We start from the raw sequence: 12,687 nt of genomic DNA on the forward strand, positions 1-12,687 counted from the left end.
TTGGCTTACTACTAAAGATTTGACAGGCCATATTGCTGTTGCATGATTTTAGTAAATCGGCCACCTTGTTGATATAGTCCCTCAAAGCTGCCTGATTCAACAACCTTTCCTGCATCTATGACTAAAATATGATTTGCTTCACGAATAGTGCTCAATCGATGGGCAATCACCAAAGTGCTGCGGGATTGTGTTACTTCTTTAAGCGCGGCTATTAGGCTTGCCTCGGTTAGCGTATCTAGAGCGCTGGTAGCTTCATCTAAAATTAAGATAGGCGCATCCTTTAGCAGAATGCGAGCAATGGATAAACGCTGGCGTTCGCCACCTGAAAGTGTCCTTCCACGCTCACCAATAATCGTATTAAAGCCGTCAGATTGTTGTTCTATAAAATCTAGTGCTTGAGCGCGCACACATGCGGCTCGCAGTTCTTCATCACTTGCATCTGGACACCCAATTCTAAGATTGTCTGCAATCGAGCGGTTAAACAATAGTGGTTCCTGAAAGACAACTCCAATATTGCGCCTTAAAGCTGTAAGCTGAAATTGTTGAATGTCTATTCCATCAATCCTAATGGATCCGGACTGAGGTTCAAAGGCTCGATAGAGAAGGCTGAGAGCTGAAGATTTACCTGCTCCCGATGCACCTACTAAGGCAAGAGTTTGCCCTGGCTTCACCACAAAACTCATGTTGTCGACAGCTAATTTCTTCGGATTGTAGGAAAAGCAAACTTGATGAAACTCTACTAAGCCTTTACACCTACCGGGATCGATTGCATTTGGAATATCTTTAATTACTGGAGCAGTATCTAGCACATCAAAAAATTCTTTTAATCGAGGCGCGTCCGTTGATAGCTTATTTGCAAATCCTACCACCTGCTCAAGGCGACTAAATATGATGCCAGCAAAGGCAACAAAAGTTACGATTTCACCAATAGTGATCAATGATTGTGTAAATAACCACACCCCAAGAACAATAATACATAAAATGCTAATCGTGATTGCAGTTCGACACAGTACCGTCACTATCGCCCACCATGACAATACCGGGAATTGCGCCAATAAAACACGTTGGCTAATTTGATGTAATGAGTTTAATTCGATCTGTATACGAGAAAAACTTTGGATTAAAGCAATATTACTAAGGGTATCTGAGGTGAGTTCAGCTAAATCAGAATGGTGACTTTCTATTTGCTGTTGAAGACCTTGAGTTTTACGTAAAACAAAATGAGTTAAAAAACTAAATATTAGACACAATGCGATTAGAACAAGCGCCAGCCGCCAATTAATATAAAGTGCTATCGGAATTAAAATGATTAGCGAGATAATCGCAGCTAGGTGCTCGCGAAAAAAACTCAACCAAAGCCACCAAAGGGTATCAATACCTTGATGCATAATTTTCATTAGCCGTCCAGAATGGGTTCTAGTCTGTTGCGCTAAGGGTAAATGAAGCACGTGTTCAACGTATTCCCTCAATACGAAATGTCGGCGGCGGTGGGCTAGTTGATCTGAAAATAAGGCTACTGTAGTAGAGCATACAATTGTAAAAAGACCAAAGCCAGTCCAAATAACTAATAGAGGCCAAACCGCATGCCATGTTTCTAATCTTGGTAAATTAGATGAATGCGATAAGGTATCAATTACCTTGCCAAACAAAATAGGCTCTGCGAATAGAACACAGGCTAGTGCAACGTTTGCAATCGATAATATCCACCCGAGACGCTGGTCAGAGCCTAGTAATTTGACTGCTCGATAGTAGAGGTGAAAAAATCCCATTAGATATTGTGTGGAGTTTTAGCGCTATCTTGCAGAGCACTTAGTTGTAACGGAAGTAATTCTTTAGCAGGCATGATTTCTTCGGGTAAGGATAAAAGTCGATGACGTATCATAAAGCGCCCAAGCCAAGGCTGTGATGTGATGACAACGAGTGGAATTGAAAACAGGAGTCCACCAAAAAAAAGCATTGCATAAGGAAGAGCCTCAGGGTGTGTGTAATACAGCATACTCGTTAGCGCTAGGCCAAGGATGGTATGCGGCCAAAATTGCAACAAAGCATGTGTTATAGAAATACTATGGTCATCGCGCGTTTGCGCAGACCACCCACCTTTTTTTCCAAATGCGAGACTAAATATAAAGATGGTGTGATTCAACCAAGTAATCGGCGTCATTAATAAAGAAAATATCATCTCCAAAACCAAATTGATTAAGAAGCGCCAGCGACCACCAAAGAGTTTACTTTTTGAAGTTCGTAATAGAACATCGATTGCGCCAGTGATTTTTGGCAAATACCACATAACTAAAGTAACGAGTAGCAGAGTTGAGAAGTAATCTATATTCACTAAAGTCGCTGGATTCATACTTAGTCCGATAGCAATCGTACAAAATATAATCAAGAAAATCCATGCTGGAGATCCTAAAAACATCGCGATTGCTAGCAACAGCTGATAACGACTCACTGGCCGAAGATTAGGAAGTGTCAGTAAATTTCTATACTGTAAATTTCCCTCACACCAACGTAAGTCCCGACGAATATATTCAGTTAACGTAGGGGGATTTTCTTCCCAGCTGAGATCTTCCTGAGGATAAATTCGGACTTCATAGCCAGCACGCCGCATGAGGATTGCTTCAATCAAGTCATGACTCAAAATCGAATATGGTACACCAGAGCGATTTTTTAAAACTGGTAAATCACAAAACTCCATGAATGGACTTAGCCGAATCAATGCATTATGCCCCCAGTAGGGCCCACAATCCGCCTGCCACCATGCAGAGCCCATGGTGTAAGAGCGCATACCAAGACGCATACCGTACTGAAACAAACGGGTAAATGCACTCGTGGATGGAAGACCAATCACTAAGCCCTGCAGAATCCCCAGACGAGGATTGGCTTGCATCATTAGTACGAGCCTCGTGATGGCGCTACTTGCCATAAAACTATCGGCATCAAGTACGAGTGCAAAATCGTGATCTTTACCCCAGCGCTCGCAAAAATCAGCAATGTTACCTGCTTTAAAACCAGTATTATCTTCACGGCGACGGTACGTAATTTGAATTTGCTCACTCCACTGCGCACGCATTTCTTCAAAGGAAACCCTTTCCTCTTCAGCAATAATGGCTTCATTGGTGTCGCTCAATATATACACATGAAAAAATGAACCAAGTTGATCCTGCACTATACCCTCCAGCATCACTTGAAGATTGCGAATCAATCGCGCTGGAGATTCATTTCGGATGCACAGCAAGATAGCTGTGGAGTGGGTTATCGGTGAAGTGTCGCTCACTTGCATGTTTTTTGGAAGAATAATAGCAATAGGATCTTTGACACATTGGCAAATTAGAAGACCAATAATGGCATTCCAAAATCCAACCACCATCCATGGTAAGGTCAATGCAAATAGTCCTAGAATTGTGATTCGAATTACCAGTGGAATCGTGGCTGCTAGAGTTTGATGCACGAGGAACAACATCAATAGCGCAGTACTAAGGGTCAGTACAAAAAAAATCACTCGCCTAACAGTGATGGTCAAATCAGGGGCAATATTTACATGGGGATTCAAAGGACTCGCTCTAGCTCATTTATACAATGCAAAACGCTTGTATAGTATAGGTTAACTAACACTTTTTCACTTAACACCTAGGATTAATTTGTGTCACAAAATGCAGTAAATACACCGAATGTAATTTTGAGCCAGTCACTTTGGTATGTTGCACCGGGGCATGCTGAAATACGCTCTGAGCCTTTGGCACCAATGACAAATGAAAGCGTTCGTGTACGCGCTCTTTTTGGCGCATTAAGCCGCGGTACTGAATCCCTAGTCTATCGTGGACTCGTTCCAGAGTCAGAGTTCTCGCGCATGGCAGCCCCATGGATGGGAGGAACCTTTCCATTTCCAGTGCAATATGGTTATTCAAACGTTGGAATAGTTGAAGACGGGCCAGCCGATTGGATTGGAAAGTATGTTTTTGCACTTCAACCTCATAAAACAATCTACCAGACAGTCACTCAAGATGTTGTGCCTTTGCCAGTGGGAGTAAGTGTCGAACGTGCAGTTCTAGCAGCAAATATGGAAACAGCCTTAAATGCAGTTTGGGATGCCACTCCAGGACCTGGTGATCGTATTACAGTAATTGGAGGCGGAGTTGTCGGTTGTTTAATAGCCTATTTATGTGGACACTTACCAGGTGCTGAAGTGACTTTGGTCGATATCAATCCAAATCGAGCTGCGATAGCAAAATCATTAGGAGTTCATTTTTCTTTGCCAGAGACGGCGCCGTCCGATTGTGATGTCGTATTTCACTGTAGTGCAAGTGTTGCTGGACTAGCTACTGCAATGGATGCTGCGGGCAATGAGGCAACCGTTTTGGAGTTGAGTTGGTATGGAGCTAATTTAGTCCAGGCGCCACTTGGAGGAGCATTTCATAGCCGTCAAATTCGCTTGCAGTCAAGTCAAGTTGGCCATGTATCCTCATCTCATCGCCCACGCTGGACTCATCGTCGAAGATTGCAAGCAGCTCTCAATATGTTGACTGATACAAGACTAGATGCTTTGCTCGAAACCGCAGTTGATTTTGCTGATTTACCCGATCGATTACCCGATCTTCTTGGAGCGCAAAGTGATGCGTTGTGTTGTTTGATTCGATATCCTTAAGGAGTTAAGATGTTTACAGTAGAAGTTCGTGACCATATTATGATTGCCCATTCATTTCGTGGGGCAGTCTTTGGGCCAGCACAGGCTTTGCATGGAGCAACATTTGTAGTTGATGCAGCTTTTATTGCAAAAGAGCTTGATGAAAACGGTATTGTGATTGATATTGGGCTAGCGCTTGATGTTTTGAAGGCAACCCTCAAGCCAATTAATTATTGCAATTTAGATGATTTACCAGAGTTTAAGGGCGTCAATACCACAACAGAGTTTTTGACGAAGTACATCTTTGACAAACTAGCGACAGCAGCTCGCACAGATAGTTTAGGTCGAAAGGGTTCAGAACTGAGTGCTATTCGAGTAACAATTTCAGAATCCCATATTGCCCGCGCATGGTATGAGGCTGCAATTCATTGAAATCAAGCGGTAGTTCAATGAAGCACTTGATTTTTGTTTATCCAGGTGACCTAACGACCCCTACCGGTGGATATGCCTATGATCGGCGGATGATTGAGGGACTTGAACGCCTTGGCTGGCAGATTCAGTTAATTAGTCTTGGAGATGGTTATCCTTTTATAGACCAAACTCAAAGGGACTATGCAAGAAATAAGTTACTGAGCCTAGCTAAAGGTGTGCCCATGGTAATCGATGGTTTAGCCTTAGGAGTACTGCCAGATCTTGCTCCTGAAATTGCAAGCAGGCATCCCCTGATCGCTTTGATCCACCACCCCCTAGCATTTGAATATGGATTAAAGGATCCTGAAGTAAAACACCTGAAGCAAAGCGAGACCCAAGCACTAAAAAATGTAGTGGGCGTTATCGCAAACAGTCCAGCGACCGCACGCGATTTACATCAGCACTATGGTATGAACTTAGATAGAGTGCGAGTGGTCTTACCAGGCACTGATCTAAATCATCGACTTGAACCAAGATCTCAAATGAGTGGAGATGACTGTAGTCCAATCAATTTACTGTCTGTCGGTTCTATTATTCCTCGTAAAGGGTTTCATGATCTGATCCCTGCGCTCGAGCCCTTAATTGACTTACCTTGGACTCTTTCGATTGCAGGGGATACTTCCCATAACCCAGAAGCTTATGAGCGCTTGATGATGGATATTAAGTATTTCCATTTAGAGGACCGGGTTACTGTACTTGGCGTAGTAACCAATGAGGACCTAGAAAACCTGTATGCTAAAGCAGACATATTTGTATTGGCATCACTTTTTGAGGGCTATGGCATGGTGTATGCTGAAGCCATGGCTCATGGTCTACCGATTATTGCGACAACGGGCGGTGCAATTCCGGATACCGTACCCCAAGAGGCAGGTTTATTAGTTGCGCCAGGAGATATTCCTGCTTTAACTATGGCGTTAAAAACACTGATACTAGATCCACTATATCGTGCTCAACTTGCATCCGGAGCACTTCAAGCAGCGCGTCTGCAGCCGACATGGGAAGATGCTATTCAGAATTTTGCGACTGCACTGAATCATCTTGTTCCGTCATGATTAAAACTCTTTGGTTGCGCAAGTCGCAATCAAAAAGAACATCGGTACCTAATAGATGTGTCTTAACTTCAAGGCGTAAAGCTTGATCCATGTGCTCAATTTGGGGTAAATTAAAACTCAGTCGTCCTGATCCCATCACAATAGGGGCAACAATCAGATGAAGACGATCAAGACACTTGGCCACGATGAAGCGCGAAATAGTTTCTGCACCACCCTCTATTAAAACGCGCTTCAGTCCTCGAGAAAATAAGTTTTTTAATATAAGTGCTGGATCAATAGCACCGTTTGTTGAGGGTAGTTCAAGCAAACTTACTTGAGGAGGAGGGGTAACAGAGGTTCCTTTTGCCACGATCCATATTTTTTGTACACCATCATCTTGCCAAATGAAGTGATGTTGCGTCAGTCGTGCTCTTGGATCAATGACCACCCGAGCAGGACTTTTTCCATTAATCTTTCGAACGGTCAGTTGGGGATTATCTGCAAGAACCGTGCCTACTCCAACCACAACGGCATCCACTAGAGCCCTCAATTGATGCAGATGGGTTAATCCCCTAGGCCCATTGACATATTTCGATTGGCCAGAGACCGTTGCAATCCTCCCATCCATAGTTTGACCAATTTGACCTACAACGAACATACTATCTACAGTCGGCTGTTGTAATGGTCCAAAAATGGCCTGTAAGGGTGAAAAAGGAAGCTGTTCTTTACTAAAAAAGTTTTCCAAAAAGTGATCCCACTCAGGATTCGGCTCAGCCGAAATCTTGTTATTGAGTACAGGTGACTGTAGCTTGGGTGAGGTCACAATCGTAAGGCCTTATTCAATGTTTTTGAAAACGCAGCAGCTCCAAAGCAATTTTTCGTAGAGTGAGATAATAGATAATTAGTTTACTAGTTAAATAAGCATACATGTAATTTCTGGCTTGTTACTTGGTTTTTGAGCAATATAAATATTAGATTTTAAAAAATGACGATACCTGATCCTTTGATAGAAGTTGACCGCGCTATTTCGGAATTACGCCGAGGCGCAATGGTGCGCGTTTACGACACCAATATGAGTTTCGTGGCTTTAGCAGTTGATGCTTTAACTCCGGATAATCTACATATATTGACCCAGATAGGTACTACTGCGCCTAAATTAGTATTGACCGGCAATCGGTTGAATGTTCTCGGTATTGATAAATCAGATCGTCCAGTCAGTATAGTTTCCCATCCTCAGGGCTTATCCCTTGATTTGATTGAATATTTAGCAAATCCTCTAGCGATTTTGAGGGCCCAGCCTGATATGACAGATTTGGAAATAAAGGATGCAGACTCATTAGCAAATGCATGTGTTACCTTGTCAAAATTGTCACGCCTTTTGCCTGCCGCACTCATCGTCGAAAGTGATGGCAATTCTGATACTTTCTCAGTTCAGGAGAGCTCAATCCAATCTTATATGACCATTGCAGCACAATCTTTGATCAAGGTAAGTGAGGCGCGCGTTCCCTTAGAGAATGCGGAAAATGTTCGTATAGTAGCCTTTCGCCCACGTGATGGTGGTATCGAGCACTTAGCAATTATTGTCGGCGAGATTAACACCGAAGAACCGGTTCTAGTAAGACTTCATTCTGAGTGCTTTACTGGAGATTTAATGGGCTCTTTACGATGTGATTGTGGCAATCAATTACGCGGTGCTATTAATGAAATGGCGTTGGCAGGTAGTGGAATTCTTTTATATCTTGCACAAGAAGGACGCGGTATTGGACTCGTTAATAAATTACGCGCATACCAATTGCAAGATGCCGGCTTTGATACAGTAGATGCTAATTTACAACTTGGTTTTGATGCCGATGAGCGTAATTATTTGCCCGCAGCGCAAATGCTCCGCATGCTTGGTGTTAGTCGAGTTAAATTGATGACAAATAATCCAGCGAAGATGACCTCTTTAGGTAAGCACAATATTGAAGTGGTGGAGCGTGTGCCACATATTTATCCTTCAAATAGACATAATGAGGCTTATCTCGATGTAAAGGCTAAAAAAAGTGGTCATTTATTTTAGAAATTGCCGCATTCTAAACCCACATTGCACAGCCCTTATTCTGTAGGGTTCATTAATAAGTTCAGAGCTTAAACCAAATACGCTCAAACACCCCATCTTTTTTAAAAAACAAATGGCTCAGACCTGCAATCACGTGTAATAAAGTAATCGAAATGAGCGCGAGTACTATGTAGCCGTGGATCTCAAACAATTGCTTTGCTAAGATCTGATCTTGAGGAATACCTGGCAATCCTGGCAGGTGAAAACCTCCCACGGTAATAAGCGCTGGATATGCAGTAACACCGGCCCAGCCAAATAAAGGAATTATCACCAATAGTAAGTACATCGCAATTTGTACTGATTTTGCCATTTGAATTTGCCAAAGGGCAAGCCCAATAGGGTATGGAGGTCTTTTAGAGTTCAGTTTGATAAGAACCCGCAGTCCAGTAATTAAAAGAACAGAAAAACCAATCAACTTGTGCCATGAATACAGAGTATTCGTTAGTTCATCCCATAAGTTAGCAGCTGATCGATTCGTCATCCAGAAGCCTAAAGTCAGGAGAGCGATAATCAACAGAGCAGTAAGCCAATGAATAATTCGTATCTTGTAAGAATAGGTCTGGGTCATTATTCAATTCGCATATGAAGATTGAGTCTAATCATTAAAAGATGAAGCAGTCAACCAGCATTTCTTTGGTTATTAGATAAGTTTTAATTTATACTAATTTTAGATTATTACTTTATAAAATTTACTATGCTAAGTAAATAGAAGAATAGACTCAAGCAAATAAAAATAATTCGGGAGATAAATGACTACTCAAAGAGATTTATTTAATCAGCTAAATTGTGAAAGTTGCTCAAATTAAACCTGAATGAAGGCAATCTACTTATGGTTTTAGGGTGTGGCAATGTTAATTTGCAGGTCCCTGCCTCCAGTCCAGGTTGGCGAACCAAAGCCAATTCAAAAAAGACTTACCTGGTTGTTTTTATTTAAATTACCCAACATAAAATAAAGGATCATAAATGTTGCGTTTTATTTTCATTTTATTTTTTTCTTTAGTCGGTTTTTTTGCGCAAGCACAAAGCAAACTTCCGCCCTTACAACCTCAAGAATTTCGCGTCACCTTGTTGGGCACTGGAAGTCCAACACCGTCAATGACACGTTTTGGTCCAGGGGTCTTGATACAAGCAGGTGGAAAGCATTTGTTAATTGACAGTGGTCGCGGAACAACTCAGCGAATTTGGCAATTGGGTATTAAGCTGGGCTTGATCGATGCAGTTTTCATCACTCATCTGCATTCTGATCATGTGGTGGGACTCCCCGACTTATGGCTTACAGGATGGTTAGAGACGAACTACGCACAGCGCAATGGCCCCTTTGTTGTTTATGGCCCAAAAGGTAGTCAACAATTAATGAATGGCTTGGAACAAGCCTATGAGTGGGACATCAAAGCAAGAGTCGCTGATCAAGGACTCAAACCTGAAAACATCAAATCAGTCGTAACTGAAGTCAATGCGGGTGTTGTATATAAAAAAGATGGTCTCACGGTCACTGCCATTGAAGTGGATCATGGCGACTTACTAAAACCTGCATTTGGATACCGCATCGACTATGACAATCGATCAGTCACGATCTCTGGAGATACACGTTATAGCGAAAACCTAATCAAACACGCCATGGGTTCTAACTTGATCATTCACCAAGTAGCTGCAGCAAAAGAAGCTTTACTAAAAAACCCAGTGATTAAAGTAATCCTAGATCACCACACATCACCAGAGGAAGCGGGTACTCTGTTTAGTAAAGTCAAACCCCAACTTGCTGTGTTTTATCACTATGTATTGCTGGCAGGTCCTGGAATACCTGCGGTCACTGAAAAAGAAGTATTTGATATGGCCAGAAAAACCTACTCTGGGCCATTGGTGATTGGTGAAGATTTGATGACGTTTCAGATTGAAAAAGATCAAGTTATTCAAAAATAATTACTTGTACGCCCGTTATCAATGGAAATCTACATGATTAAAATTTAGTGCACTACCAATACATAACCAATGCATGTAATAAAAAAAGAAAAAAGGTTTTAAAAGAAAATCTCTTTTAAAGTCTTTTATTAATTTGGTAGGACGGAGGAGCTTCGAACCTTTGACCTAAACTGGGGTAAGATAAATATATTGAAAACAATCAAGGAGTCAACAAGCATGAGTCATACACTAGAACAATTTGCTAGTCAGTGTCACGATTTTTTGAAGAATAGTCCCGGACCTATTGGGCGTCAAAAAGTTGCGGAGGCGTTGAAAGACGTTTTGATTGATCAGGATTTTATTGCAAAGTACCTTCCTCCAACCACTGGCGAGCGTGAAATTATTTATCAAGATCCTGAATTGGGATTTTGTATATTGGCTCATAATTATTTGGGACCGAAAAGCTCTGACCCGCATGATCATGCGCATTCTTGGGCGATTTATGGGCAGGTCCATGGTAGGACTGAAATGCGAGACTTTCAAAAAATTGAAGAGGCTAGTGCTGACAAACCAGGTAAAGTGAAAGTTGTCAAAACTTACGCACTGACTCCAGGTGTAGCGCACTTGTATAACGAAGGAGACTTACATGCACCTGAGCGCAAAGACTCGACAAGTCTAATCCGTATTGAAGGTACGGATATGTCAAAGGTGAAGCGTTTGAAATACGAAGTGGTGTAAGACTAACTAGTTTTTCGGGTGATACAGATTATCTTAAATGAGATAAAGCCCTTAGCGCTTGAATATCAAGGCAGAGTAATTGATCCCTCAATTAAGGATTTGTAATGGCAATTCAATTAGTTGATGCAAAAACTTTAAAGCAATGGTTGCATGGAAAAACTGAGATTGCTTTGTTTGATGTGCGTGAACACGGTCAATATGGAGAGTCCCATCTTTTTTTGGCAACATCTGTGCCGTATAGCCGACTTGAGTATGAAGTAGCTCGATTAGCTCCCCGTAAATCTGTAAGGTTAGTGGTCTATGATGAAAATGGTGCGGGTGTCTCAGTTAAGGCGGCTCAAGCCCTGATTGAGCAGGGCTACCAAGACGTTTATTTGCTGAGTGGTGGTACGCGGTGCTGGCAGAATGCTGGATTTAATTTATTTGCTGGGGTAAATCTTCCATCTAAAACCTTTGGAGAATTGGTTGAGCATCAGTGTCATACGCCTCGAGTGAGTGCACATGACTTAATGAAAATGATGGTCGATCAGGAGGACTTCATCATCTTAGATGGCAGGCCTCAGAGTGAATTTAAAAAGATGAGCATTCCTGGGGCTCAATGTTGCCCGAACGGGGAACTAGCCTACCGTATTAAAAGCCATGTTTTGAACCAAGAAACCAAAATCATTATTAACTGTGCCGGGAGAACTCGAAGCATTATTGGCGCACAAACTCTGATTAATTTGGGGATTAAAAATCCAATCTATGCGTTAGAGAATGGTACCCAAGGCTGGTATCTAAATGATTATGTCTTAGATCATGGCAAAGTTGCTCAATATGCAAAGCCTATAGTTGATGAGGAGATCTTAATCGCCTCACAGGCCTTGGTAAATAAGTTTGATATTCCTTTAATTTCAGATGAACAATTTTTACTCTGGAAAAATGATGAAGATCGATCTTTATACCTCTGTGATGTTAGGACCGCAGAGGAGTTTTCACTCAATGGGCTACCTGGCTCACAAAATACACCGGGAGGGCAATTGATTCAGGCTACTGATCAATTTGTTGGCGTTCGTAATGCACGAATTGTCTTGTATGACTCTGATGGAGTGCGGGCAATAACAGTTGCTAGCTGGTTAAAACAGATGGGTCATGATGTAGCAGTTTTACGAGATGGTGTAAATAGTAAAGTTAGCTTACCAAGCATTCGGATTGATCATTTACTTGGCAAGTCGACTATTAAGACATCAGATTTATATCAACTTGTTCAAAATGAGTCTGTCACTATATTGGATATTCGTGGCAGCATGCAGTACCGTAAAGCCCATTTACCAAATTCTCTTTGGACCATTCGTTCTCGACTACAAGAAATCATTCGTGACGCTAAAGAAACAATCGTTATTATTTCAGATGACCATGCGCTCACTTACGGAGCACTTTTGGAACTTGATAGATTTAATTTAAATATACACATCTATGAATTAGAGGATTCAGGATTTCCAAAAGAGTTTGAGATTATTTCTACGCAAACTCTGCCACCTGATGAAGATTGTATTGATTTCCTATTTTTCGTTCATGATCGGCATGATGGCAATAAGGAAGCAGCGCGCCGTTATCTTGAGTGGGAGACTGGTCTGATTGCTCAGTTAGACGAAGACGAAATGAACCTTTATGCAATTCAATAAGGTCTAAGAAATTTCCTTAAAAAAAGCCCCGAAAAATCGGAGTGTAGTGTCGACCGAGAATCCTTTTGGTCCCAAACTAATCATGCATATTGAAAATCAATTTCACTTGATGAATTAACCGCTTTAATCAAGTAAGCTTTACAAATTAAAGACAATGCAGAATAT

11 protein-coding genes are annotated in these 12,687 nt (G+C 41.7%); 7 read left to right on the forward strand and 4 right to left on the reverse strand.

Annotated features, from left to right (window positions below):
* Positions 1-11: 11 nt before the first annotated feature.
* Complete coding sequence (locus QMN06_RS02605) at positions 12-1,769, reverse strand: glucan ABC transporter ATP-binding protein/ permease (RefSeq protein WP_281970971.1); 1,758 nt, start codon at positions 1,767-1,769, stop codon at positions 12-14.
* A complete protein-coding gene (gene mdoH / locus QMN06_RS02610) occupies positions 1,769-3,550 on the reverse strand; it encodes a glucans biosynthesis glucosyltransferase MdoH (protein ID WP_281970972.1) in 1,782 nt (593 codons plus the stop codon). Before mdoH ends, QMN06_RS02605 begins: the two co-directional genes overlap by 1 nt.
* A gap of 90 nt (positions 3,551-3,640) precedes the next feature.
* On the opposite strand from mdoH, the gene QMN06_RS02615 reads away from it, so the two are divergent.
* The 3 genes from QMN06_RS02615 to QMN06_RS02625 are packed head-to-tail and all read left to right on the forward strand — an operon-like array spanning position 3,641 to position 6,144.
* A complete protein-coding gene (locus QMN06_RS02615) occupies positions 3,641-4,642 on the forward strand; it encodes a zinc-binding alcohol dehydrogenase (protein ID WP_281970973.1) in 1,002 nt (333 codons plus the stop codon).
* Between the two features lie 9 nt (positions 4,643-4,651).
* Positions 4,652-5,053, forward strand: a complete 402-nt coding sequence (locus QMN06_RS02620) for a 6-carboxytetrahydropterin synthase (RefSeq protein ID WP_281970975.1) — start codon at positions 4,652-4,654, stop codon at positions 5,051-5,053.
* A gap of 17 nt (positions 5,054-5,070) precedes the next feature.
* Positions 5,071-6,144, forward strand: a complete 1,074-nt coding sequence (locus QMN06_RS02625) for a glycosyltransferase family 4 protein (RefSeq protein ID WP_281970976.1) — start codon at positions 5,071-5,073, stop codon at positions 6,142-6,144.
* On the opposite strand, the gene QMN06_RS02630 is transcribed toward QMN06_RS02625, so the two are convergent.
* The gene (locus QMN06_RS02630) at positions 6,098-6,946 is read right to left on the reverse strand and encodes a RibD family protein (RefSeq protein ID WP_281970977.1); all 849 of its coding nucleotides are present in this window, start codon (positions 6,944-6,946) and stop codon (positions 6,098-6,100) included. The genes QMN06_RS02625 and QMN06_RS02630 overlap by 47 nt on opposite strands.
* A 162-nt stretch (positions 6,947-7,108) precedes the next feature.
* Here QMN06_RS02630 and ribA point away from each other — a divergent pair, with 162 nt between their 5' ends.
* Positions 7,109-8,182, forward strand: a complete 1,074-nt coding sequence (gene ribA / locus QMN06_RS02635; RefSeq protein ID WP_281970978.1) for a GTP cyclohydrolase II — start codon at positions 7,109-7,111, stop codon at positions 8,180-8,182.
* A 61-nt stretch (positions 8,183-8,243) separates the two neighbouring features.
* Here ribA and QMN06_RS02640 read toward each other — a convergent pair whose 3' ends face one another.
* On the reverse strand, positions 8,244-8,789 hold the full coding sequence (locus tag QMN06_RS02640) for a cytochrome b/b6 domain-containing protein (protein WP_281970979.1): 546 nt from the start codon (positions 8,787-8,789) through the stop codon (positions 8,244-8,246).
* 395 nt (positions 8,790-9,184) lie between these two features.
* On the opposite strand from QMN06_RS02640, the gene QMN06_RS02645 reads away from it, so the two are divergent.
* The 3 genes from QMN06_RS02645 (at position 9,185) to QMN06_RS02655 (ending at position 12,522) form a co-directional block, all read left to right on the forward strand.
* Positions 9,185-10,141 carry an MBL fold metallo-hydrolase gene (locus QMN06_RS02645; RefSeq protein WP_281970980.1) on the forward strand — a complete coding sequence of 319 codons (957 nt, stop codon included), beginning with the start codon at positions 9,185-9,187 and terminating at the stop codon, positions 10,139-10,141.
* Positions 10,142-10,357: 216 nt separating this feature from the next.
* The gene (locus tag QMN06_RS02650) at positions 10,358-10,858 is read left to right on the forward strand and encodes a hypothetical protein (protein WP_281970981.1); all 501 of its coding nucleotides are present in this window, start codon (positions 10,358-10,360) and stop codon (positions 10,856-10,858) included.
* A 104-nt stretch (positions 10,859-10,962) separates the two neighbouring features.
* Positions 10,963-12,522, forward strand: a complete 1,560-nt coding sequence (locus tag QMN06_RS02655; RefSeq protein WP_281970982.1) for a rhodanese-like domain-containing protein — start codon at positions 10,963-10,965, stop codon at positions 12,520-12,522.
* Positions 12,523-12,687 lie beyond the last annotated feature (165 nt).

The sequence above is a fragment of the Polynucleobacter sp. SHI8 genome, assembly GCF_027944005.1.
Taxonomy (GTDB): domain Bacteria; phylum Pseudomonadota; class Gammaproteobacteria; order Burkholderiales; family Burkholderiaceae; genus Polynucleobacter.